The following is a 24,944-nucleotide window of genomic DNA, read 5'->3' on the forward strand; positions in this document are numbered from 1 at the left end:
CCAGCCCACGCACGAAGAAAATGCGTTAGCATTTTCGAGGAGTCTCGCGCCTTCCACTCCAATCAACAGGATTGACAATCACCGGTCGCCGTTAACACAGACAACCTTTAAATAGACTGGAGCTAATGGCATGCGTTCTGAAAGACGTCTTGATTGGAAATCGCTTTTTCATTTGGTAAAGGGGGCCAATGTGCCGAAGTGGATGGTTTTTCTCGGGATTGGCCTCAGCCTGCTGGAGACGGTGGCCAGGCTGATTGTTCCCTGGTTTACAAAGAACCTGGTGGACCAGCTGTCGATTGCGGCCTTGAATCCTACCATCATCGTGCTTCTGGGAATCACCTTTATCCTGCAGACAGCCGCTGGTGCCTTTTCGTACTACTTCCTGGCGTATATGGGGGAAAGCGTGGTCGCTTCCATCAGGAGGAAGCTGTGGAACCAGGTGCTGCACCTGCAGATTCCTTATTTCGACCAGCATGAATCCGGCGAAACGATGAGCCGCATCACCCAGGACACCAATATTGTCAAAAACCTGATCACCCAGCACCTGATTACCTTTATCACCGGAATCATATCCATCATCGGTGCGGTCGCCATCCTCCTGGTTATCGACTGGAAGATGACGCTGATCATGATCACCTCGGTTCCCCTCGCCCTGCTGATCATCATGCCGCTTGGGCGGAAAATGTATAAAATTTCAAAGGCCACCCAGGACGAAATGGCCGGCTTTTCGGGGAACCTCGGGCGAGTGCTGTCCGATATCAGGCTCGTAAAAGCCTATCATGCCGAAAACGCCGAAGAAGCGAAAGGCAATAAAGGCATTTCCCACCTGTTTCAGTTCGGCCTTAAGGAAGCAAGGATCCAGGCAGTAATCTCACCGTTCATGACCTTTATCATGATGCTTGTCCTCGTCATCCTCATCGGGTACGGCGGCGTCAGGGTCGCCTCCGGCACGCTGACGGCGGGCTCCTTGGTGGCCATCATCATTTACATGTTCCAAATCGTCGTACCGTTTGCGCAGATGGCCTCCTTCTTTACGGCGCTTCAAAAAGCAACCGGCGCAACGGAAAGGATCCAGGAAATCCTCGCGCTCGACAGGGAAAACAACGGAAAAGGGCTTCCTGTCCAATATGCCGACCAGAATCTTTCCTTTGAACATCTGTCCTTCGCTTATGAAAACGAAACGCCGATTTTAAAAAACATCTCGCTGGAAGTTCCTTCCGGGAAAACGACCGCCTTTGTTGGCCCAAGCGGAAGCGGCAAGACGACGATCTTCGGGTTGATTGAACGGTTTCACCAGCCAACACAAGGCCGCATCATGCTCGGGAACTGCCCGATCCATGATTTCAGCCTGGCGTCATGGCGCAGCCAGATTGGCTATGTCCCGCAGGAAAGCCCCATCATGTCAGGCACCATCCGGGAGAACATTGCCTACGGAATGGAACGGAAAGTCACAGAGGAAGAAATCAGGACAGCTGCAAAGCGGGCCAATGCCGCAGAATTCATTGAATCCCTGCCTAAAGGCTACGAAACCGAGGTCGGTGAACGGGGAATCAAGCTTTCAGGCGGACAGCGCCAGCGGGTCGCAATTGCCCGCGCCCTGATCCGCAACCCGCAAATCCTGCTGCTCGACGAGGCAACGTCCAACCTGGACAGCGCTTCCGAGGTGCTGGTTCAGAAGGCTCTCGCTGTGCTTATGGAAGGAAGGACCACCCTTGTCATCGCCCACCGCCTGTCCACAGTGGTCGATTCCGACCAGATTGTCGTAATCGAAAAAGGCGCGATAACCGGCATCGGCACCCATCAGGAACTGCTTTCCACCCATGATTTATACAGGGAGCTTGCCCAGCAGCAGCTCAGGGGCGACCAGACGTAAAAGTTCGGCTACCAGCCGGACTTTTTTATTTTTCTACAATAATATTCTCCCAGTTCGTTTAAGCTAATAATATCCCGGGAAATAATACACGGAATTATCAGATACGTAAAAAGGGTTGGCAAAAATATTATTCTGCATTAAAATGAACAAGTCTTTATAAATATGTATTTTTGAGGGTGATTTTAGTTGAAACAGGCATTACGCAAAAAGCTGACAATATATAATGTTTTACCGTTTTTACTCCCTTCCTTGCTGGGAATCTTTTTATTTATGGTCCCACTTTCGTACAATGGGGAGATTACCATTCCAATTGCGATTCTTTCTGGATGGGTCCAGGATTTGCTCGGGGATTACCTTCCGCAGATCATGGCAGCCATTATCGTCCTTACTCTGATTGGCACACTGCTTGCGAAAACGATCCGCCCCCAAGCGATGGAACGCAACAAGTTCTTCAAATCCCTGTTTGATGTTCCGCTTGTCTGGTTCATTGCCAGGATCCTTGGCGCGATCTTCGCGGTTATGGTGTTGTTCCAGCTGGGACCTGAAATGGTCTGGTCGGAAAATACCGGAGGATTGCTGCTGAATGACCTGCTGCCGGTCCTGTTCGCCGTATTCCTGTTTGCAGGATTGTTTTTGCCGCTGCTGCTGAACTTCGGATTGCTTGAGCTGTTCGGCACACTGCTGACCAAGGTCATGCGCCCGATCTTCAGGCTTCCGGGCCGCTCATCGATCGATACGCTGGCTTCCTGGCTTGGCGACGGCACCATTGGGGTCCTCCTGACAAGCAAACAGTATGAGGAAGGCTTTTATACGAAACGTGAGGCAGCCGTGATTGGAACTTCCTTCTCGGTTGTATCGATCACATTCAGCCTTGTCGTCATTTCCCAGGTTGGACTTGGGCATATGTTTGTTCCTTTTTACCTGACTATGACGCTGGCAGGCCTGGCAGCCGCCATCATCGTTCCAAGAATCCCGCCGCTTTCACGCAAGCCCGATACGTATTATGAGGAAAAATCAGAGCATTATTCCGAAGATAAAATTCCCGATGGCTATACCCCGTTTTCCTGGGGATTGAGCATGGCCGTTGACCAGGCAGCCAAGAACCGCAGTTTCCGCGATTTCTTTGTTGCCGGCGGGAAGAACATCCTTGATATGTGGATGGGCGTAGCGCCGATTGTTATGGCACTCGGGACCATCGCCCTGATCATTGCGGAATATACACCGTTCTTCCAATGGCTTGGCATGCCGTTCATTCCGCTGCTCGAGCTGATGCAGGTTCCGGAAGCAAAAGCCGCTTCAGAAACGCTTGTTGTCGGGTTTGCCGACATGTTCCTGCCATCCGTCATCGGTGCAGGCATCGAAAGCGAAATGACCCGATTCATCATTGCAACGGTTTCCGTCACCCAGCTGATTTACATGTCCGAGGTCGGCGGACTGCTGCTTGGATCGAAAATCCCGATTTCCTTCTGGGAACTGTTCGTGATTTTCCTGCAGCGTACTTTGGTTACCCTGCCAATCGTCGTCCTTGTCGCCCATATGATTTTTTAAGATTAAAGTGCTCCGCTTGGGGCACTTTTTTCATTTTGGGAGCAAAAATAGAGCACCCGCTCCCGAGTGCTCTCCACTGTCACTTTTGCGCAAGCTTTTCGATTTCCGCATGAATCCTTCCGGCCAATTCCTCAACCTTCCCGAAATCCATCGCCGGCTTGTAGATCTCCTCAAGCTCGTCATGCAGGCTCTTGGCTCTGGCAAGCGAGGCAATCGCCTTGTTCATATTTTCCCGGTACCTGCCTGCACAGTCGGCGATTTCTGCCGCGAACTTTTCGTCGGTATCGCCGTTGATCACTGTTCCATACAGCTCGACAACCTCGTCATTCTCCCGTTCCGGAAAATACTCATGCGGAGCGGTGCTGTCAAAAATCGCGAAACCAAGCTCCCTGACAATAATCATATCAAGGCTGTGCGGATCGAAACCGCAATGATAGACCTCGGTGTCAAAGCCCCTCTCCTCCGCCTCGGCCGCGATTTTTTTCAGCAGCGTCGACTTTCCTGAACCTGGGCGCCCTTTGATCAGATAACGGTTCAGCCCTTCTGTCAGATTCGGCACAAAATCGACCGCTCCTTTTGGTGTCGCCGCACCGAGGTAACGGTGCCTGACATCAGCCGTCCTTTCCAGCCGCTGCCCGGCAAAGAACTTTTCAATCAGTTCCGTTGTCAGTTCATCCGCCTTCCCGAAGTCCATGTTCTCAATATAAATCTTTTCCCATTCATCATGGACAATCAAGGCATCGTAAAAAGAACTGTAGGCAGCCGAGAACGCCGCAGAAATCCCGGTTGTCAGTTTTTGAATTTCTGCCTTCTGCTCCTTGAGCGCGGCCGAGTCCCAGGCCTCGCCGAGATTCACATACTCCTCCACCGCTCCCGGAGCTTTTGGCTCAATCACATGGGGCGCCGTCCCGTCCACAATCCCGAAGCCAAGCGAGCGGATGATCATACCGTCAATGGACTCATTGTCGGAGGAGCAATGAAGGTACTCAATGTCGTAGCCTCTTTCATTCCACTCTTTTCCGAGCCTTTTCATCAGCGAGGACTTGCCCGTCCCCGGCCCTCCTTTTAAAATGAACAGGCGGGACAAACCCTCCAGATTCGATTCATATAAACTATAAAATCCGCGGGCTGTATTTCCGCCGGCATAATAATTCAATACCTTTCCCATCTGAAACACTCCCTTCAGCCGCCACCGACGGCGAAATTGTTTCCCATTTACTTTATGCCGAGGGAAAGCTCTGGGTGAAAGCCCAGCTGAAGTAATGCAGCAAAAAACTCACCGCTTTTGGTGAGTTTTACTTAACCGTGTAGTGCAGCTCCACAAATTGATTAAAAGTTCTCGTCCCAGTCAAAGCTAGGTCCAATTGATAGTCTCCCCCTTTGAATAAGGGTATCCCTTTTCCAAGCAGGACAGGTGCGATCGTCACGATGAATTCATCCACTAACCCTTCTTTTAAAAACCAGTGCAGCAATTCTCCTCCGCCAACAAGCCAAATGCTTTCCCCTTCCTGATGCTTCAGCCTATTTGTAAAAGCCTTTATATCTTCATTTACGAACCTTACATGTTCCACATCCTGCAGCTTTGACCTTGTAAATACGTAACAATCCTTATTTTTATAAGGGAATTCCCCTCTTTCGTGCTTCATGATCCAGTCATATGTTCTTTTTCCCATTAAAACGGTATCCACTGTATCGTAAAACTCCGATATGCCATTGTCTCCTTCGCCTTCCACTTTGAAGAGCCATTCAAGAGATTCATCTTCCGCCGCGATGAAACCGTCCAAGCTGGCGGCAATGAACAGGACTAATCTTCGTTCCATATAATCTCCTCCAATCAAAGTAACAGAACTACTTTACTAAATCTGCAAACCTCGCTTCGACCGCCTTCTCCAGGTCGGCGGGAGCCAGTTCTACCTGCATCCCAATCTTCCCGGCGCTTACAACGATGGTTTCAAGTGCCTCGGCCTGCTGGTCGACAAAGGTTGGATAAAGCTTCTTCATCCCGAGCGGGGAGCAGCCGCCCCTGATATAGCCGGTATATTTCTGGATATCCTTGACCGGCAGCATATCGACCTTCTTCTCCCCTGCCGCCTCGGCCGCTTTTTTCAGGTCCAGTTCGGCTTCTACTCCAATGATGAATACATACAGCTCCTTGCTTTTCCCTTGTGCAACAAGTGTCTTGTACACCTGTCCAGGGTCCTTGCCAATCTTGGCAGCCACGGAAACACCGTCAATTTTCCCATCCTTGTTGTCATATGAATGCACACTATAGGAAATCTTTTTGCTGTCCAAAAGCCGCATTGCATTTGTCTTACTGCCTGCCATCGTTATTCCTCCATCCTTGTTGTTACCTCCATTTTACTGATTCGCCGGCCTCATGGGCAAATGCGAGTAAAATAATTTCCCCCGGGTAAAATGTGGAAAAGACAGCATGAATTGAAAAAGAATGGAAAAAGTAAAAGTATGACGAATGAGGAGGACATGCACATGAACAACCAATCAATGCCCCAGTTCCCGGAATCGTATTGGCTCCACAACCTCGACCTGCCAACCTTCCCAAAACTCCAGGGTGATACCAATGTGGAAGTCGCCGTAGTCGGGGCTGGCATGACGGGCATGACGGCCGCTTATTTGCTTGCAAAGGAAGGCCGGAAAGTTGCACTGATTGAAGCCGGAAAAGTTTTCAACGGCACAAGCGGACATACCACTGCCAAAGTCACCACCCAGCACGGCTTGATTTATGATGAACTGATCAGCCATTTTGGCGAAGAAAAAGCCCGGCTTTACTACCAGGCGAATGACCAGGCACTCCAATTCATAAAAAACATCGTGAGGGAGCACCAGATTGACTGTGATTTCTCCGAAGAAGATGCCTATATTTACACCAATTCCTCCCAGAAAATGCAGAGCCTGATTGATGAATATGAAGCGTATCAAAAGCTTGGCATCAAGAATACAGAATACCTGTCGGAAATTGAAATTCTCGTTGAGCATAAAGCAGCGATTGCCATGCGCAGCCAGGCCCAATTCCATCCGTTAAAATATTTAAAGCATCTTTCAGAGGAATTCACGAAGCTCGGCGGCCAAATTTTTGAACATACAACCGCCGTTGATATAGAAGAAGGCAATGAGCCGGTTGTAACCACAAGGGATGGCCATAAAGTCTACTGCCAGCAGATGATCATCGCCTCCCACTTCCCGTTCTATGACACGAAGGGATTTTATTTTTCCCGGCTTGAGCCTTCACGCTCCTATGTCCTGGCTGTCAAACCCGAGAAGAAGTTTCCAGGCGGTATGTACATCAATGCCGAGAAGCCGACTCGCTCCCTGCGCTCTGCCGCCTTCAACGGCGAGCACCTGATTCTGTTCGGCGGCCATGAACACCATACAGGGAAAGAAAAGAACACCCACCAGTATTATGAAGCGCTTGAAGCTTTTGCACGCGAGACATACGGCATTTCTCAAATCCCGTACAGATGGTCGGCACAGGACCCGATTTCATTGGACAAGCTCCCGTTTGTCGGCCGCTACTCTCCAACTGTGGACAATATCTATGTAGCCACCGGCTATCGAAAATGGGGCATGACCAACAGCACAAATGCCGCCCTGCTGTTGACCGACCGGATCATGGGCAGGGATAATCCTTTTACAGAACTATTTGATCCAAACCGTTTCCATGCCGACCCGGACGTCAAGAAATTCATTTCCATGAATGCCGTCGTCGCCAAGGACTTGATCAAAAGCAAGCTGGACAGGCCCTCCACCGATCCGCAAAGCCTGAAAAACGATGAAGGTGCGGCCGTCATGATCAACGGTGAACGCGCCGGGGCGTACCGCGATGAAAATGGGGTTCTCCACCTGGTCGATACCACCTGCACCCATATGGGCTGCGAACTGGAATGGAACAATGGCGAACGCTCCTGGGACTGCCCGTGCCACGGCTCCCGCTTCTCCTATAAAGGCGAAGTCATGGAAGGACCGGCCGAACTGCCGCTGAAAAACCTTTCGGAGAATAGCTGAACACCTTAAGAAGCCCCTTTGAACCGGGCTTCTTTTTTGGATAAAATTGGTGTTTGGCTAATAAAGCAGTGAATATGGAAAGTAAATTGCTGTTTTTGGAAAGTAAATCCCCTGGAATGGAATATAAAACGTTAAAAACGGAACATAAATCATGGAAAATGGAAAATAAATCAGAAATCCGGAACTTGAATCACGGAATCCGAAAAAAAAATTAGAATCCGGAATCCTGAATCATTGAATCCGGAACATAAATCAGAAATCCAGAGCATGAATCTCACCCCCGAATATTCATCCCCATTAAAAAAACCGGTCCATAAACAAGACCGGTTCAATCACCTTATTCCAGTTTCGCTCCCATCAATACCTTATGAATCCAGATGGCCGCCTGCATGCCATCGCCCATCGCAATGGTCACCTGTTCAGAGTGGGCGACCACATCGCCGCCTGCCCAGACATTCTGGACATTGGTCATTTTGGTCCGCGGATTCACAAGGATATGCTTATTGGTGTGCAGTTCAACACCAAGCTGCCTGGCAAGCTGGGATTTCACTTCATTGCCGCCGAAGGCAACAAAGCCGCGCTCCCCTTTGACCATTTCCCCGTTTTCCAGCTCAACCCCCGCGAAATCAGCCTCATCCGCCATCACCCTGGCAATGGGTTCTTTCACATAGGTGATGCCCTTTTCCTCCATTTTTGCGAGGATTTCATCGTCAACCGCCGTTCCCTCATGGTTCACATACGTAAGCTTGCTTGTCCAATAATTCAGTGTCAACGCCATATTGGCCCCCGGGTTGCCTGAGCCCATGACCACGGTCTCCCGGCCGGAGACTTCATAGCCATCACAGTCCGGACACACATAGACAGACATCCCAAGGCATGGCATCAGTTCCGGAAAGGGAGGGAGACGGTCCATGATTCCGGTTGAAATCATCAATGTTTTTCCCTGGTACAGCCTGCCGCTTTCCGTGCCAATCATAAACCCTTCATCCGTTTTCTCCGCTGTCACCGCCTGGTCTTTGGCAAACTGGGCACCAAGCTTCTCGGCATGCTTCCGTCCCAGGCTTCTGAGTTCCGGGCCGCTCACTCCATCAGGATAGCCGAGAACATTATGGTAACAATGGCAGATGGACGAGCGGCCTTCACCCGCATCAATGACCAGGACATTATGTTTATAGCGCCCGAGCTGGATTGCGCTCTGCAATCCGGCAATCCCGCCGCCGATAATGATTGTATCGTAGATCAACAGGTTCACCATCCTTTAAAGTTCACTCTTATTCATAATTCCCTTAACAGTAAGCCGTAATCTTTTTAACAGCATAAAAAAACGCCCCAAACTCAAGGGGCGCTGCTATCAGGAACGATAGGCTTCCACTATTTTATCCAGCGACAGTTCCGCTGTGCTGCTGTAGACAAGGTCGGCCTTCGCGAAGTTTTCCTCCGGGCCGACGGCAACCGCGAACATGCCTGCACGTTTGATGGCCTCGACGCCGGCCGCAGCGTCCTCCACGCCAATGCAGAACTGGGGCTGGACCCTAAGCATTTCGGCCGCACGCAGGAAAACCTCTGGATGAGGCTTGCCATTCACCACCGTGCTGGCATCAACAATCACGTCGAACTCTTCCATCAGCCCGAGCCGTTCCATTACCGTAAACGCATTTTTACTGGCTGATGCAAGTCCCAGTTTCAGGCCTTTTGCCCGGATGTCATCGATCAGCTGGCGTATTCCCGGCAGCAGGTCACCAGGCGTAATTCTTTGAACCAGCTCCACATAGTGATCATTCTTGCTGGCCGCGAGCTCCTCTTTTTCCTTTAACGTAAAAACGTCCTGCTTTCCGCCGAGCCGGAGGATGATATCCAGTGACTCCATCCGCGAAACACCCTTCAGCTCTTCATTATCCTCGCGTGTGAAAGAAATTCCAATCGAACTCGCGAGCTCCTGCCAGGCCAGGAAATGATACTCGGCACTGTCTGTGATGACGCCGTCCAGATCAAAGATGACGGCTTCAAGCGTTCTTGCCATACTAAACCAACTCCCGTTTGCCATTGTGAAGAAGGGAGACAGGCTCCCTTCCCATTTTTACTAGTAATCTATTAACGCAGCTCCACACTCAGCTGCCCATCAGCCGGCAGCTTCCATGTATCATTGTACAGTCTCAGTTCCAGCTCTGGGCCTTGCTGCGTGAGGATGACATTGTCCTGGCTTACCTGCACTTTTAGATAATGGCCGCGATACAGGATTTTAAAGCTGTATTCCTTCCATGCCTTCGGAATGAACGGGGCAAAGCTTAAGCTTTCATTGGCGGTCCTCATGCCGGCAAAGCCCTGGACAATCGCCAGCCAGGCTCCCGTCATGCTTGTGATATGCAGTCCGTCCTCGGTGTCATTGTTGTAATTGTCGAGGTCGAGGCGGGCCGTGCGGTTGTACATTTCATACGCTTTTTCCTCCATGCCGAGTTCGGCTGCCAGCACAGCGTGGACACTCGGCGACAAGGAAGATTCATGCACCGTCATCGGCTCGTAAAATTCAAAGTTGCGCCTCTTTTCCTCCTCCGTGAATTCATGGTTCAGGAAGTACAGTCCCTGCAGCACATCCGCCTGCTTGATAAAGCAGCTGCGGAGGATCTTGTCCCATGACCAGTTCTGGTTGATTGGACGTTCCTCCGGCGCCAGCTCATCCACCGTCATCAGGTCTTTATCAAGGAAGGTGTCATGCTGCACGAAAACGCCAAGTTCATCATCGTAAGGGAAGTACATGTTTTCAATGATATCCTGCCACTTTTCAAGCTCCCCGCCCGTGATTCCAAGCTCGGCAACTCTGCCCGCCCTGCCGCTCTCCTTCAAATACTCAATGGCTTCGAGCGTATACTTCAGGGTCCAGACAGCAATTGTGTTGGTGTACCAGTTGTTGTTCACATTGTTTTCGTACTCATTCGGGCCTGTTACACCATGGATCATGTAGACATTCTTGCGCTTGTTATAGTGCACCCGGTCCGCCCAGAAACGCGCGATGCCGGCAAGCACATCAATTCCGTACTCATGGAGATAGTCCTTGTCACCCGTATAATTCACATAATTGTAAATCGCATAGGCAATCGCCCCGTTTCGGTGGATCTCCTCAAACGTGATTTCCCACTCGTTATGGCACTCGATGCCTGTAAAAGTCACCATCGGATACAGTGCGCCCTTAAGGCCCTGCTTCCCGGCATTGATGAAGGCCCCATCAAGCTGGTTATGGCGGTAGATGGCGAGATTGCGGGCCACTTCAGGCTCCGCCGTTGACAAATAAAGCGGCAGGGCGTAAGCTTCGGTGTCCCAATACGTCGCTCCGCCGTATTTTTCGCCGGTAAACCCTTTAGGGCCGATGTTTAAGCGGGAATCTTCCCCATAATAGGTGGAAAACAGCTGGAACAGGTTAAACCGGATGCCCTGCTGCGCTTCATCGTCGCCCTTGATTTCCACATCGGCAATTTCCCAGCGTTTCAGCCAGCCTTGCCTGTGTTCCTCAAGTAGCTGGCCATAGCCTTTCTGAAGGGTCCGCTGAAGCACTTCTTCCCCTTTGACAACAAGGTGGCTGGCTTCATGGTCGCGGTCCGTTGTCACGGCCACATACTTGTAAAGAGTGACAGCCTGCCCCTGTTCTCCTTTCAGATAAATCCTGTTTTCGGCGTATTCCGGCTTTTGAAACACACTGACGCCAAGGACTTCCCCTTCGGCAACCGCTTGCATAACTGTCGCTGCTTTAAACGTCGGAGTCCCAAATGGATTATCCTTCGTTTTCATCACTAGGCTTGCCTTGTATTCGGATGCCTGCCGGCCGATTTCATCCCAGAAATCTTCTTCGTAATTAGCATCCTCGTTGCGCACATCTCCATCCAGATACGGAACGAAGGTGATTTTGCCGCTATAATTGATTGGTGTGACACTATAGGAAATGACCGCAAGCTCCTTCTCGGCTACAGACAGGAAGCGGACAGCCTTCACTGAGGTCTCCCTGCCGCCAGATTCGACCGTGAAGGTTCGCGTCAGCACGCCATGCTGCATATCAAGTTCGCGGTAATATTCCTTTACATTGGCTGTGTAAAGATCAACTTCTTCGTCCTCGATAAACAGGCGGATTCCCAAATAATTAGTAGAATTAATGACTTTGCCAAAATAGTCCGGGTAACCATTCTTCCACCAGCCTACCCGTGTTTTGTCAGGGAACCAAACACCAGCTATATAGGAGCCGCGGTGAAAATCACCTGAATAATTCTCTTCGAAGTTGCCGCGCATTCCCATATGGCCGTTTCCAAGGCTCATGATGCTTTCGGCAAGCCGAAAATCCTCCTTATGGAGTTCCGTCTCGACGATTTTCCAGCTATCGATACCAAATAATCTTTTCATAGCTTTATCACCCTTTTAGATTTTGTACAAACGTTTGCACACATTATATCACGCTTCCCTCTCTTTACGATATATTCCTGCCCATGTTTTTATGTCTGTTTTATGTTAGTAACCTGTCTCACATAAATCTATAACTTTCGAACTATTCCACTCAGGATAAAAGTCATGAGACCGGCTTATTTTCCATACATTTTTAAGGAAAGGCAGAAAGTTTAAGGGGGAAAAGCAATGGGAGCAAGATTTTTCAAGATTGCCGTTGTCTATTTTGTCATTGCCATCATCCTTGGGATTGGTATGGGAATCACCCATGATTTCTCACTCACCTCCGTCCATGCCCACCTGAATCTGCTCGGCTGGGTTTCAATGGCGTTATTCGGTATTTTTTATCACTTATATCCTCAAGCGGGAAAGGGCGGGCTCGCGAAAACGCACTTCTGGCTCCATAATCTGGGGCTGCCGCTGATGCAGGGCGGCATATCTGCCATGACCCTCACCGGAAATGAATCGCTTGTCGTTCTTGCCATTATCGGCTCCCTTGTTGTAGTCCTGGGCGGGATCCTGTTCGCCCTCAACGTATTCAAGCATGCCAAGAGCTCTTAAACAGCAGCAAAAAGCTGCGCCCCGTGAGGAGCGCAGCTTTTCCTTATTTCTTTTTATTTTCCTTTAACTGCACTTCATAGCTGAAGTCAACAGCTGACTTCTGGTCGGCTGGTGCCGCATAGGATGTGATCATATAGTTTTTGCCATCCTGGAACAGCTGCCTTAACTGAAGCGCGTTTTCTTCGGTTACATTGAATGGATCCACTGTAACCACTTTATAGTTCGTCTTAGCCCCTTTTTTGGCGCCAACTTCCCGTTCATTGATGAATGTCACCGTATATTCGACATACTCGCCAAGAACCTTGTTCAGAGACATGAACTCCTCTGTTGAGCTGCCGTCATGGCTGAAGCCGATTTCCGGAATCTCGATGTTATCAACGAACCAGCCTGTGTCATTATAGCCCCAGTCCGTCAGGTAACGGAAAGATACGAGGACTTTTTGGCCGGCATATTCGCTCAAGTCGAAGGTTTCCTGCTGCCAGTCATCATAATGGCCAGTGAATCCAGGAAGATTTTCCTTAATCTTAGGGTATCCTTGTGAAACGACATCAGAACGCGTATTTTCATTGGCCAAGCTCTTCCACGACTGTCCGCCATCTGTTGAGACCTGGACAACCCCAAAGTCCCACTCCTCTTCGATATCTATGAAGTTATCGAACTTAAGAGTCGCGTTGTCCACGCTGCTTAAATCTGCTTCAAAAATAAGGGCATGGTCGGCTTCGTCGCCATCGCTTCCCCATAGAACCTGGTTGTCAGCATTCTTGGGATCGACAACCGACTTCCACGGCAGGGACAGGAAATCTACTCCGTCAAAGGAGATGCCGCTGATCTTGCCTTTAAAATCAAGCTCTTTAAAGTCGCCGCCCCATGCTGGAACGCCTTCTTTTTCAATCTTCAATGCTTTCTCGTAGTCTACTGTTTTGCCGCGCTTTGTGCCGTTGTTATCGACAACAAGGTCACGCAGGCTGAGGCTGTCAAACTTGTAAACTCCATTTCCGGTTCTGTCACTGTCAATCGCCAACGCTGTGATGAAATTTTGGTATAGCTTAGTAAAATCAATCCCTGCTCCATGCTGAGCCAGTGTTTCATTCACACTGTCAATTGAGTTCTTTTCGTTCAAAGCCAGGTCGCGGATGAACTCGCGGCCAAACTTATCGTTCATATAGGCGGTAAACAGCTGTACCTGCCCGTAATCGGCAATGGTCTCAGGGCCGGTAGCCGCATCGCGGTGGTCATCCCAGTTCGTCAGCGAGTTTTCCGGATGGTCAAGATAAAAATTGATGGAACGATCATCAAAGCCATATCCTCCAAGGTATTCGGAGAATGTGGACATCCCTTCATTGATCCATGTCTCTTCGTCTCCATCATTGTCTGCATGAATCAAGTGCTGAAGCTCATGAATCGTGGTTCCGAAGAAAGTGCTTTCCAGCCTAGTTTCCCAGCTGTTTGTATCGATGGTGATGATGTTTCTGTCAATATAGTTTTCTAACGTCTGCCAGAAGAAACCGGCAACAAAGAATGGGTAAGTAGAATCATAGTAGCCCTCATCTTTGATATTGTCTACGAGCATGATAACTTTGTCACTGCCTTCGTAGTAGCCATCCGGAAGCCCTACCATTCCCGGAAGCGGTGAATGGGAACCATCCAGGGAATCCGGAGTTCCAAAGAAATCAGTCGCTACTGGGTAGATGTTGCTGTCGAACTCGTCTCGAAGCTTGTCCACCTGCTCCTGAGTAACCACATGGGCAGGTCTTTCATCCGGGAAGCTTAGGTCGTCAGCGACCCAGATTTCGACATTCTCTCCTTCACTGCGAAGGGTGAACGTTTTAAAATCCAATTCCCTATTCAGAAAGTACTTCGTGCCCCCGTCATATGTAAACGTGCTTTCAGAAGCTTCTGAATCTGTAGACTGGGTCTCATCAAAATTAATCCCCTTAGCCTGTTCCTGAAGTGACTGCTCAGCCTTCTTCAGGAAAGACTCGCTTTCCGACAGCTGATTCAAATAACCATCGATATCAACGCGGTCGCCGTAGCGTTCCACATCCCACTTTTCTTTTACTGCCGCCTGGGCATTTTGTCCGGGCAAAGCGGCTGGAGCCAGCAAGGAAAGCGCCAGGGCACCGGTAGATAAAATGGATAATAATTTCTTCATGCCTGTTCTCCTTTCGAATTTCGAAATAATTCAGTGGAGCAATCTTAACATACATAATTTTCCGAAAACAGTGAATATATTACTATTTGTCATTTGGCAATTTTTCAAATAAATGGGTATATTTACTCAATCATTAGGCTTAGCAAATAGAAAAAGCTGAACCATTGTAGTGGTTCAGCCTTCTTACTCTCATGCCAGTTCAGTTTGCTTCGTTTCTTCGCCAAGGAAGAAGACGGCTGCTGCACCAATTAAAATGGCACCACAGAAGATGGCAAAAATGACCGAGATCGATACATTGGCAGCCAGCAGATACGGGACGAGCAGCGGCCCGAGGATGCCGCCAACCCGTCCAAAGGACGCGGCCATCCCGGCCCCTGTGCCGCGGATCTTGGTTGGATACTGCTCCGGCGAATAGGCATAAAGCGCACCCCAGGCACCCAGGTTAAAGAACGATAGGAAGATTCCTGCCGTAATCAGCAAGGCTAGTGTATCGGCATTGCCGAAGAAGTAGGCGCTCAAGGCGGTCCCAATCAAGTAAACCACCAGGACAAACTTTCTTCCTGCCCGTTCGATCAGCCAGGCTGCCGTAAAATAGCCTGGCAGCTGTGCAAGTGTCATGATCAGCACATACTGAAAGCTTTGAATCAGGCTGAAGCCCTTCATGACCATCACGCTTGGAAGCCAAAGGAACATGCCATAGTAGGAAAAGACGACAGAGAACCAGAGGATCCAGAGCATGGTGGTCTTTTTTGCATGCTCCTTCGTCCACAGAGAGGCGATGCTTTGCCAAACGGTTGGCCTGTCCTGGTCTTTCACTCTCATATAGCGTGGAGAGTCCGGCAGGTTCATACGCAGATACAGCGCATATAACGCCGGCACAGCGCTGATCAGCAGCGCGGCCCTCCAGCCGTAATCAGGGATGACGAAGTAGGCGATCAGCGCCGCCACAAGCCATCCGGCCGCCCAGAAGCTCTCTAGCAGGACAACGACCCTGCCCCGTTTTTCCGCCGGAACACTTTCCGAAACGAGCGTTGAAGCAACCGGCAGTTCACCGCCAAGGCCTGCCCCAATAAGGAAACGAAGGATCAGAAACATTGTCAGCGACGTCGCAAAAGCGGATACCCCGCTTCCAATTGAAAATAGTAAAAGCGTGATGATAAAGACATTCTTGCGGCCGATCCTGTCGGCCATCAGCCCGAAAACCAGCGCTCCTACGGCCATGCCGATCGAATTGATGCTGCCAATCCAGCCCATTTCCTTGCCCGTGAGATTCCAGTCCACCTGCAAGGCGGCAATAATAAAGGCTAATAGACCGACGTCCATCGCATCAAACATCCAGCCTAAGCCTGATATTCCAAGCAGTCTGCGTTCCGAAACTTCCTTCTGCTTTTTCACCTGCTAACCCCCTAGAGTTTTTTTCGGATAGTTTTTTTATAATCACAAGCTCCATTTTAAGCTACTGTCTTGACAGTTGTCATCTCTTTCTGTGTAAAAAACTCATTACAAGAAACTTTCCCCTATCAAGCAAAATAATTCCCTGCCGATGTTATTTTTCGGGAAATAAAAAACCGCCGTAAGGGGCGGTTTTAAAAAAATTAGAAAACGATCGTCTTGTTCCCATGGACAAGCACCCGGTCTTCCAAATGCCACTTCAGGGCACGGGCAAGCACACTGCGTTCGATTGAGCGTCCAATTTTCTTCAAATCCTCAACCTGGTCCCGGTGATCGACACGCATGATATCCTGCTCGATGATTGGCCCTTCATCAAGATCATCGGTCACATAATGGGAAGTTGCGCCAATCAGCTTCACGCCGCGCTGGTAGGCACGGTCATAAGGGCGGGCACCGATAAAAGCCGGCAGGAACGAATGATGGATATTAATAATTTGGTAAGGATGGGCGGCAACAAAATCGGAGGTCAGGATCTGCATATAGCGGGCCAGCACAATCACATCAATGCGGTATTCCTCCATCAGCCGGAGCTGCTCCGCTTCCGCTTCTGCCCGGTTTTCCTTGCTTGCCGGAATATAATGAAAAGGAATATCCAAAGCCTCGACGATTGGCCTCGCATCCTCATGGTTGGAAATCACAACGGCAATGTCAGTCATCAAATCGCCGCTTTGCCACTCCCATAATAGCTCATGCAGGCAATGCAGCTCTTTCGAAACAAAGATTGCTGTCCGTTTCACTTCCGAAACAGGTGCGAGTTTCCATTCCATTCGGAAGGTCTCCGCAATCTCTCCAAAATGTGCTTTAAGCTCTTCTTTTTTGCTTTCCAGCTCTGGACATTCGAACTCGATCCGGATAAAAAAGTTCCCACCCTCCGGATTAGTTGTATATTGGCTTGATTCCATAATATTGGCGCCATGGTCGAATAAGAATTTGGATACTGCCGCAATGATTCCCGGCTGGTCGGGGCAATTGACCAGCAGCCGGCCCCGGTTTTTATTTTCAGCTGTAAACTTGGTGATAGATTCCTGTGTCATGTTTTCCCTCTTTTTCAAGTTTTGTTTTCCATTATACGATAGCGTCCGCCTCTGTTGGAGAAAAATTTTCAATCGTACTAGGAAAAGCGTTCCTATGGTAAACTATTCCTATCCAGAAAACTCTCAGGAGATGAACAAAATGAAAGCAGAAATGATCGAACGATTCACTTCCTATGTAAAAGTCGATACACAATCCAACGAGAGCAGTGAAAGCTGCCCTTCGACCCCAGGACAGCTGAGACTCGCCAGACAGCTGGTCGACGAGCTTAAAAGCATCGGCATGACCGAAGTGACAATGGATGAAAATGGCTATGTGATGGCAACACTCCCGTCCAATACAGAAAAGGATGTACCAACCATCGGCTTTTTGGCCCACCTCGATACGGCAACCGATTTTACCGGAAAGAATGTCAAACCGCGTATCGTTGAGCGATATGATGGAAACGATATGGTCCTGAATGAAGAGCAGCAGATCGTCCTCTCGCCGCGGGATTTCCCGGAACTGCCGCAATACAAAGGCCATACCCTGGTGACAACCGATGGCACAACGCTCCTCGGAGCCGACAACAAGGCCGGCATCGCCGAGATCATGACCGCGATGTCCTATCTAATCCAGCATCCGGAAATCAAGCATGGCCGCATCAGGGTTGCGTTCACGCCTGACGAGGAAATTGGCAGGGGCCCGCACCGCTTTGATGTAAAAGCTTTTGATGCCGTCTATGCTTATACCATGGATGGCGGTCCGCTTGGCGAGCTTGAATATGAAAGCTTCAATGCGGCTGCCGCAAAGCTGACGTTCAAGGGGAAAAATGTCCACCCGGGTACGGCAAAAGGAAAAATGATCCATTCCGCCAAAATGGCGATGGAATTCCACCAGCAGCTTCCTTCCTCGGAGGCGCCGGAGCATACAGAGGGGTATGAAGGGTTTTATCACTTGATCTCTTTTAATGGCGATGTGGAAGAAACCAAGCTTCACTATATCATCCGCGATTTTGAGCGTGAAAGCTTCGAGGATCGGAAGGCGAAGGTCACAAGCCTGGTTGACGACCTGCAGAAGAAATACGGCAAGGACCGGATTGTTCTTGAAATGAACGACCAGTACTACAATATGAGGGATAAAATCGAGCCAGTGATGGAAATTGTCGAGCTCGCCCATCAGGCGATGGAGAACCTTGGCATAAAGCCAATCATCAAGCCGATACGCGGCGGCACGGACGGCTCCCAGCTCAGCTACATGGGACTGCCAACCCCAAATATTTTTACCGGCGGCGAAAACTACCACGGACGCTTCGAATACATTTCCGTCGATAACATGGTCAAAGCAGTACATGTCATCATTGAAGTGGCGAAGCTGTTTGAGGAAAAAGCATCTTAATAGGTTAAGGACCGGCGCAAAGTGCACCGGTCCTTTTTTAAAAGCATCTTATTCCTGATTACTTCTGCGATAATCCTGATTTGGGTCGAGTTAATCCTGATTTCGACTCGGATAATCCTGATTTGCACTCCGATAATCCCGATTCCCACTCCGATAATCCTGATTATGCCCTTCAACCCCTGATTCAAATAAAATGGGCGGTCTCCGCCGCCCGCTCTCTATTTATTAAACGTCACAATTTCGGCTTCGTCCCCAAACCTTACGCTTGTCTCGGCTGGCTTCGTTTCGGCGATTACTTGGCCGCCCCGGATTGAATACCTTACGGAAGCCTGCTTGCGGATGGCTTCGTACTCATTTTCCGCATTCAGGATGATCAGGTTCGCCGGCTTTCCCTCCTGAATTCCGTAGCGATCGGTAATATTGAGCGTCTTTGCGCTGTTTTCAGTGATAAAATCAATGCTGTCAACAATCTGGTCATAGCCCATCAGCTGCGATACGTGGATGCCCATATGAAGCACCTGCAGCATGTTTCCTGTACCAAGCGGGTACCAAKGGTCAAAGATATCGTCATGTCCAAACGATATATTGATGCCTGCCTCATTAAGCTCTTTCACGCGGGTCAGCCCGCGGCGCTTCGGATAGGTATCGAACCTCCCCTGAAGGTGGATGTTCACCAGCGGGTTGGCCACAAAGTTGATATCCGACATTTTCAACAGCCTGAACAGCTTAAAGGCATAGGCGTCATTGTACGATCCCATCGCCGTTGTATGGCTTGCGGTCACGCGGCTCCCCATGCCAAGGCGGAGGGCTTCCGCGGCCACGACCTCGACAAACCGCGATTGCTCGTCATCAATTTCATCACAATGGATATCAACGAGAACATCATATTTTTCCGCAAGACGGAAGGCCTTTTCCAGCGATTGGACGCCATACTCCCTTGTGAACTCGTAATGCGGGATGCCGCCGACAACGTCCGCGCCCATCTTTAAGGCCTCTTCAAGGAGCTCCTCCCCATTAGGGAAGCTGAGGATGCCATCCTGCGGGAATGCAACCAGCTGCAAATCCACATAGCGCGACATTTCCTCTTTTACCTCGAGCATCGCTTTCAGAGCCGTCAAGCCGGGATCCGTTACATCGACATGCGTCCTCACATGCTGAATTCCCTGGGCTACCTGCCATTTCAGGGCGGTTTTCGCCCGCGTTTTCACATCCTCAACGGAAAGGGTCTTTTTGCGTTCCGCCCATGTCTGGATTCCCTCGACCAGGGTACCGCTCTCATTCCATTTCGGCTCGCCTGCCGTCAAGGTTGTATCAAGGTGGATATGAGGCTCGATGAACGGAGGCAGCACAAGGCAGCCTCCCGCATCAATCACTTCATGGCTGCCGCCAACATGGACCTCCCGCTCGATCTTCAAGAATTCTCCCGCCTCGATCAGAATTTGCCAAAGGCCTTCCCTGTTTCTCAGCGTTGCGTTTTTGATAATCATGCTTGTCCCACCTTCTCCAATTCAATTGATGGTGCATTCGATGCCTGGAATTGTTTGACCAGCTTTGAAAGCACTACATATACCAGTGCTGATCCGAACAGCCCGTTCAATGGGGCGATGCCTGGCAGGAATTGCGCCAGCGCGACTCCCGCTCCCCAGGCTGCCAAGGCACTCCAATTCACCGATTTGAATGCCATCATTTCGAAAGGCTTGTATTTGCCCCTGTTCAGGATAAAATAATCCGCTGCGATGATCGCGCCAATCGGCGGCAAAGCCGCTCCAAGTACCGTCAGGAAGCCGACGAAGTTGTTATACAGCCACATCGCCAAAATGGTGCCGACAAGGCCATTAAAGATGACCACCTTGCTTTTTTTGATTTTCGTGATGCTCGAAATCCCAAGTCCTGATGCATAAAGGGCATTATCATTGGTTGTCCAGATATTCAGTCCCAGGACAACGATGGCAGGCAGGATCAGGCCCTGCAGGAACATCACTTCCGAAATGTCGGACTGTCCTGTCCCGATCGCACCGATAGCTCCAAAAAGGAACATAATAGAGTTTCCGATGAAGAAAGCAAGGACGGTTGTCGAGACCGCCGTTTTTTTGGTTTTCGCAAAGCGGGTAAAGTCAGGCGTCAGCGTGCCCGCACTGATAAAAGAACCGACGCAGATGGTAAGGGCCGCCGCGAGGCCAATGGATTCGGCAGGCTGATAGCTCATCAGCTCCCCTATCCCGCCCATGTCGCCAACAGCCGTGACCGCCGAGAAGCCGCCCAATGCCGCAATCGCTGGCACGGCGATAAAGCTGAGGATGGTCAGTGCCTTCATTCCAAAAAAGGCTGTTGCCGTCATCAGAAAGCCGGCAACCCCAATCACAAGATACGTATCAAGGCCGGTGACTTTCTGGACCGGCACCGCAAACATCGCAACTCCGACGCCAAACCAGCCAATCTGCGTAGCGCTTAATAGGAAGGAAGACAGATAGGCTCCTTTTTCACCAAAAGCATAGCGGGCAAGCAAATGCGTGGACAGGCCCGTTTTTGCCGAGATATAAGCAAGAGTACCCGTGTAGGCGCCAAGCAGAAGGTTCCCCGCCAGCACGATCCAAATGAATTCCTGCATGGAAAGCCCCATGCCCAGCGTCCCTCCCGAAAGCATGCTGGCCGAAAAGAAAGTCAATCCAAGCATAACCACAAACATCTTCCAAAATCCCCGGCGATGCGTTGCCGGCACCGTACCCAGCGGAAAATCAACATCCATCTTATTCTTGTTCATACCAATTCCTCCTTGAGTTTAAATGTCCTGGTACCGAAGAAAAACTTCGCAGACATATTGGGAATCGGCATAAAAAAAAGCTGCTTGCCGGATTCGACAAGCAGCTTTTTGCACAGGATAAGGCAGAAGGCTACAGAGAGCCCCCTTATCCAACTTCCGCTGTCCTTGTCAGCCTCACAGGACTGAATTTAAAGGTACCAGTGTTAAATTATCCTCATTATTTCAGGAATGATGTTTTTTGTCAACAATCAATTCCTTTCTTTTAAACTGTAAAAAATTCCCGAATAAGCCGGCCTTAAGGCGGGTATAAAGCATTAAAAAACTGATATTTTTATTAAAATTTACTATCCATCTCGAATCGAGATTGTTTCCATCTATTTTTAAGATTGCTTTGATTAATATTAAACTATAGAATAAATTTTATTAAAATAACTGTAATTTTCTGATAAAAATATCATGTCGATACATACAAACACAAGGAGGAAGATATATGGAAATGACATCAAACCCGGTAGTAACAGCAGAGTGGCAGGCAGCAGAAACTTACGTAAACCAGGTATTCGAAGCCGTCAAGAGACGCAACCCGAATGAATTCGAATTCCACCAGGCAGCAAAGGAAATATTCGACTCCCTCATCCCGATTTTCGCCAAGTACCCAAAATATATTGAACATAATATCCTCGAGAGAATTTCCGAGCCTGAACGCTTGATCACCTTCCGTGTCCCTTGGGTCGATGACCAGGGCAAAGTCCAGGTAAACCGCGGATTCCGCGTTCAGTTCAACAGCGCAATCGGGCCTTACAAGGGCGGTCTTCGCTTCCACCCGTCCGTTAATGCCAGCATCATTAAATTCCTTGGATTCGAACAGATTTTCAAGAATTCCCTGACCGGCCTCCCAATCGGCGGCGGCAAAGGCGGTTCCGACTTTGATCCTAAAGGAAAGTCCGACGGTGAAGTGATGCGCTTTACACAAAGCTTCATGACTGAGCTATATCGCCATATCGGCCAGGATATCGATGTGCCAGCCGGCGATATCGGTGTCGGGGCAAGGGAAATCGGCTACCTGTTCGGCCAGTACAAAAGAATCCGCGGCGGCTACGAAGCCGGCATTTTGACAGGAAAAGCCCCGATCTATGGCGGCAGCCCTGCCCGTCCAGAAGCAACAGGCTACGGAACGGTCTACTTTGTAGAAGAAATGCTTGCCGATAAAGGTATGGGCTTCAGAGACAGCACTGTCGTCGTTTCCGGCTCCGGAAATGTGTCCATCTATGCCATCGAAAAAGCAACACAGCTTGGCGCCAAGGTTGTCGCCTGCAGCGATTCAAATGGATATATTTACGACAGGAACGGCATCCAGCTTGAGACCGTCAAGCGCCTGAAAGAAGTGGAAAGAAAGCGAATCAGCGAGTATGTCAATTTCCATCCTGAAGCTGAATATGTCGAAGGTTCCACAGGCATCTGGAGCATTCCATGCGACATTGCGCTTCCATGCGCGACCCAGAATGAAATTGACGAAGTGTATGCCCAGATCCTTATCGACAATGGCGTGAAAGCTATTGGAGAAGGCGCAAACATGCCTTCCACTTTGGAAGCCATCGACCTCTTCCTTGAAAGCAAGGTCCTGTTTGGGCCGGGTAAAGCAGCCAATGCTGGGGGAGTTGCGGTTTCTGCGCTTGAGATGTCGCAAAACAGCATGAGGATGTCCTGGACCTTTGAAGAAGTGGATGAAAAATTGCAGATGATCATGAAGAACATTTACCGCAACAGCGTAAAAGCGGCAGATGAATTTGGCTATCCTGACAACCTCGTAGTGGGCGCCAACATTGCCGGCTTCACGAAAGTCGCGGATGCGATGATTGCCCAGGGAGTCATTTAACCTTCCTATCCTATAATGAAAAAAGCAGACAGCCGATGCTGTCTGCTTTTTTTCATGCTCATTTATTCATGTTGGCCAGGAAGCCGCCAAGGAGATCATCGGCGCTCTCTTCCTCTTCAGCCTCTTCCTCGGAAAAGGCTTGCTCCTGCCTTGCCTTTTCCCAGTCGAAATCCATCAGGTCATCTTCAAAGCCCGCAGAATCCTCTTCCATAGGCGGCGAAGCCACCGCTTCCTTTTCCGGTTCCGGAAGGGGAACGGCATCCTGCGCTTCCTCCTGGAGAAACAAGGCCTCATCAATATCAAGCGCCTTGCTGTTAAGAGTCGCCAGAATGGCTGATGCCCTCACCGGATCTGAAAGCAATTGATAGACAATTGTCCCCAGCATCGCCTCGGAGTGGGAATGTTTCAGCCAGTTGCGCTGCTCTTTGCTTAACTGTTTGGGCAGCGGTATGGTGAGGGTTTCTTTTTCCCTCGCCAGCGAGTTCCCAACGCCTTCCAGCGCAAATTCAGCAATTTTACTGGAAAAATTGCGCTTCTCCGTTTCCTTCAGCTTTTGAAGCTGTCTAAGAATGTGGTCAGGGGTATCGGAGGGGAGGCGGAAGGTGATCGCCTGGCCCCTCTGTATGCGAGTCATTCCCTTTTTCTCCATGAAATCACCCTATAATTCTACTTTTGAGCCGGCTGCTTGCCTGCCTCTTTCCCTGGTTTTGCTTTCTCACTCTTGCGGACAAAATCGGAAATCAGCTTGTAGTACGCATTGGCCATCATCCAGATGCTTTCCTTTTCGTCCTCGAAGAACTCGATATTATAGCCATCAAGGTTGTTGTTGAGCGTCTTGATGTATTCTTTCAGCACCATGGCTCCTCCGCCGACAAAATAGCAGATTTCCGTCTGGGAGTTCTTCTGCCAGACATTGCGCAGGTGGCGGTACTGTCTCTTCGCCAGTTCCACCAGGATTCTGTCCGTGATGTCATGGACGCTTGTACGGCTTCCTTTTACCCTGATATGGTTGCGGTCGTTCTTGCGGGTGATGATATCAACCACATCGCGGCGGCTGTCCAGCTCAACACCATGCTTGGAACGGATTTCTTCCCTGATTGCCTCAAGCGCCTCGGAAACGCCCAAATTGAAGCCTTGGGCCTTGTCGTCATCCACATTGCGGTTCTTGATGACGGCGATATCAGTGGAAAGCCCGCCGATATCCTGAATCAGGATGTTCTTGTCGATCAGGTCCCTATTAATAATGTTCAAATCATTGTCCATTACAAGGTTGATATAAGCGGCAAATCCTTCTGGATAGACTTTGACCTGGTCAAACCGGATGTTAACCTTAAGTCCCTGGTACCTAGGAGTTACAAGGAACTCCACCTGGTGCACGGAACCAAGCAGCTGGGAGCGGTAGCCTACATCCTTGCCTTCTTTTACTTCCCGAAGTGGCAGGCCTGTCCCCAAAGTGTAGTTTGCATCAATCACATTATTGTTTCGTTTGAAAATGGAAGAATTCTCTCCCCTTACCGCATCCAATGCCAGAGTAGCGAACAGCATCACCAGTGTCTGGTCTTCCTCCGACTTGCTGCTGCCAGGGTCAAGCTCGCTTGCATGGTCGCTTTTGGTTGCGAGGCTTCCTACGCGGTAAATTACATTATTCTCTTTTAAAGCAGGGGAGTGGAGTCTGATATGGATACCTTCCAATGGATCCTTTTCATTTAGCTCCTCAATTCCGATAACCGGTCTATCTTCTGTATCCCTGGCAATTACATTTGGTATGTAAAGCTCGTAATCTAGTTTTCCAAAAAGGGCTTTTACGGAGTCATTTCCTACATCAATTGCACAAATTCTGCTCATACAATCATTCCTTTCAACTAAAAAT

The 24,944-nt window shown here is 49.7% G+C and carries 19 protein-coding genes; 6 read left to right on the forward strand and 13 right to left on the reverse strand.

The genetic code is table 11. The features are described 5' to 3' along the window. Positions 1 to 130 precede the first annotated feature (130 nt). Together ADU22_RS04690 and ADU22_RS04695 are read left to right on the forward strand one after the other, a co-directional pair. Positions 131 to 1,873: an ABC transporter ATP-binding protein gene (locus tag ADU22_RS04690; RefSeq protein WP_053361144.1), complete on the forward strand. Its 1,743-nt coding sequence runs from the start codon at positions 131 to 133 to the stop codon at positions 1,871 to 1,873. Positions 1,874 to 2,059: 186 nt separating this feature from the next. After that, positions 2,060 to 3,421 carry a YjiH family protein gene (locus tag ADU22_RS04695; protein ID WP_053361145.1) on the forward strand — a complete coding sequence of 454 codons (1,362 nt, stop codon included), beginning with the start codon at positions 2,060 to 2,062 and terminating at the stop codon, positions 3,419 to 3,421. Between the two features lie 79 nt (positions 3,422 to 3,500). Here the strand turns inward: ADU22_RS04695 and ADU22_RS04700 are convergent, their stop codons facing one another. The 3 genes from ADU22_RS04700 to ybaK form a co-directional block, all read right to left on the reverse strand. Further along, a complete protein-coding gene (locus ADU22_RS04700; protein ID WP_053361146.1) occupies positions 3,501 to 4,589 on the reverse strand; it encodes a PRK06851 family protein in 1,089 nt (362 codons plus the stop codon). Between the two features lie 127 nt (positions 4,590 to 4,716). Then, positions 4,717 to 5,241 (reverse strand): dihydrofolate reductase family protein, encoded by a 525-nt coding sequence (locus ADU22_RS04705; RefSeq protein ID WP_053361147.1) that lies wholly within the window; start codon positions 5,239 to 5,241, stop codon positions 4,717 to 4,719. 28 nt (positions 5,242 to 5,269) lie between these two features. After that, positions 5,270 to 5,746 carry a Cys-tRNA(Pro) deacylase gene (ybaK, locus tag ADU22_RS04710; protein WP_053361148.1) on the reverse strand — a complete coding sequence of 159 codons (477 nt, stop codon included), beginning with the start codon at positions 5,744 to 5,746 and terminating at the stop codon, positions 5,270 to 5,272. 162 nt (positions 5,747 to 5,908) lie between these two features. On the opposite strand from ybaK, the gene ADU22_RS04715 reads away from it, so the two are divergent. After that, entirely contained in the window at positions 5,909 to 7,441 is a 1,533-nt protein-coding gene (locus ADU22_RS04715) for an FAD-dependent oxidoreductase (RefSeq protein ID WP_197280020.1), read from the forward strand. A gap of 337 nt (positions 7,442 to 7,778) precedes the next feature. On the opposite strand, the gene ADU22_RS04720 is transcribed toward ADU22_RS04715, so the two are convergent. From ADU22_RS04720 to mdxK, 3 genes are all read right to left on the reverse strand, one after another. Beyond that, positions 7,779 to 8,684, reverse strand: coding sequence for an NAD(P)/FAD-dependent oxidoreductase (locus tag ADU22_RS04720; protein WP_053361150.1), 906 nt, complete (start codon positions 8,682 to 8,684; stop codon positions 7,779 to 7,781). A gap of 108 nt (positions 8,685 to 8,792) precedes the next feature. Next, the gene (gene pgmB, locus ADU22_RS04725; protein WP_053361151.1) at positions 8,793 to 9,461 is read right to left on the reverse strand and encodes a beta-phosphoglucomutase; all 669 of its coding nucleotides are present in this window, start codon (positions 9,459 to 9,461) and stop codon (positions 8,793 to 8,795) included. A 71-nt stretch (positions 9,462 to 9,532) separates the two neighbouring features. Then, entirely contained in the window at positions 9,533 to 11,824 is a 2,292-nt protein-coding gene (gene mdxK / locus ADU22_RS04730) for a maltose phosphorylase MdxK (RefSeq protein ID WP_053361152.1), read from the reverse strand. Between the two features lie 228 nt (positions 11,825 to 12,052). Between mdxK and ADU22_RS04735 the strand changes: the two genes are divergently transcribed. Further along, positions 12,053 to 12,424, forward strand: coding sequence for a cytochrome-c oxidase (locus ADU22_RS04735; protein ID WP_053361153.1), 372 nt, complete (start codon positions 12,053 to 12,055; stop codon positions 12,422 to 12,424). A 43-nt stretch (positions 12,425 to 12,467) separates the two neighbouring features. Here ADU22_RS04735 and ADU22_RS04740 read toward each other — a convergent pair whose 3' ends face one another. The 3 genes from ADU22_RS04740 to purU all read right to left on the reverse strand — a co-directional run bounded on the left by ADU22_RS04740 (position 12,468) and on the right by purU (position 17,062). Continuing rightward, positions 12,468 to 14,576: a M6 family metallopeptidase gene (locus tag ADU22_RS04740; protein WP_053361154.1), complete on the reverse strand. Its 2,109-nt coding sequence runs from the start codon at positions 14,574 to 14,576 to the stop codon at positions 12,468 to 12,470. Between the two features lie 189 nt (positions 14,577 to 14,765). Beyond that, positions 14,766 to 15,911, reverse strand: coding sequence for an MFS transporter (locus ADU22_RS04745; RefSeq protein ID WP_502688756.1), 1,146 nt, complete (start codon positions 15,909 to 15,911; stop codon positions 14,766 to 14,768). 260 nt (positions 15,912 to 16,171) lie between these two features. Further along, the gene (purU, locus tag ADU22_RS04750) at positions 16,172 to 17,062 is read right to left on the reverse strand and encodes a formyltetrahydrofolate deformylase (RefSeq protein ID WP_053361156.1); all 891 of its coding nucleotides are present in this window, start codon (positions 17,060 to 17,062) and stop codon (positions 16,172 to 16,174) included. A 139-nt stretch (positions 17,063 to 17,201) separates the two neighbouring features. Here purU and pepT point away from each other — a divergent pair, with 139 nt between their 5' ends. Further along, the gene (gene pepT / locus ADU22_RS04755; RefSeq protein ID WP_053364467.1) at positions 17,202 to 18,437 is read left to right on the forward strand and encodes a peptidase T; all 1,236 of its coding nucleotides are present in this window, start codon (positions 17,202 to 17,204) and stop codon (positions 18,435 to 18,437) included. A gap of 218 nt (positions 18,438 to 18,655) precedes the next feature. On the opposite strand, the gene ADU22_RS04765 is transcribed toward pepT, so the two are convergent. Together ADU22_RS04765 and codB are read right to left on the reverse strand one after the other, a co-directional pair. Continuing rightward, complete coding sequence (locus tag ADU22_RS04765; RefSeq protein ID WP_053361158.1) at positions 18,656 to 19,924, reverse strand: cytosine deaminase; 1,269 nt, start codon at positions 19,922 to 19,924, stop codon at positions 18,656 to 18,658. Continuing rightward, positions 19,921 to 21,198, reverse strand: coding sequence for a cytosine permease (gene codB, locus ADU22_RS04770; protein WP_053361159.1), 1,278 nt, complete (start codon positions 21,196 to 21,198; stop codon positions 19,921 to 19,923). The genes ADU22_RS04765 and codB overlap by 4 nt, the downstream gene beginning before the upstream one ends. Positions 21,199 to 21,694: 496 nt before the next feature. Here codB and gdhA point away from each other — a divergent pair, with 496 nt between their 5' ends. Beyond that, positions 21,695 to 23,074, forward strand: a complete 1,380-nt coding sequence (gene gdhA, locus ADU22_RS04775; protein WP_053364468.1) for an NADP-specific glutamate dehydrogenase — start codon at positions 21,695 to 21,697, stop codon at positions 23,072 to 23,074. A gap of 58 nt (positions 23,075 to 23,132) precedes the next feature. On the opposite strand, the gene ADU22_RS04780 is transcribed toward gdhA, so the two are convergent. Both ADU22_RS04780 and ADU22_RS04785 read right to left on the reverse strand, forming a co-directional pair. Then, entirely contained in the window at positions 23,133 to 23,723 is a 591-nt protein-coding gene (locus tag ADU22_RS04780; RefSeq protein ID WP_053361160.1) for a hypothetical protein, read from the reverse strand. A 17-nt stretch (positions 23,724 to 23,740) separates the two neighbouring features. Next, a complete protein-coding gene (locus tag ADU22_RS04785; protein WP_053361161.1) occupies positions 23,741 to 24,919 on the reverse strand; it encodes a ParM/StbA family protein in 1,179 nt (392 codons plus the stop codon). Positions 24,920 to 24,944: the final 25 nt, after the last annotated feature.

The organism is Bacillus sp. FJAT-27251 (assembly GCF_001273925.1).
Taxonomy (GTDB): domain Bacteria; phylum Bacillota; class Bacilli; order Bacillales; family Cytobacillaceae; genus Mesobacillus_B.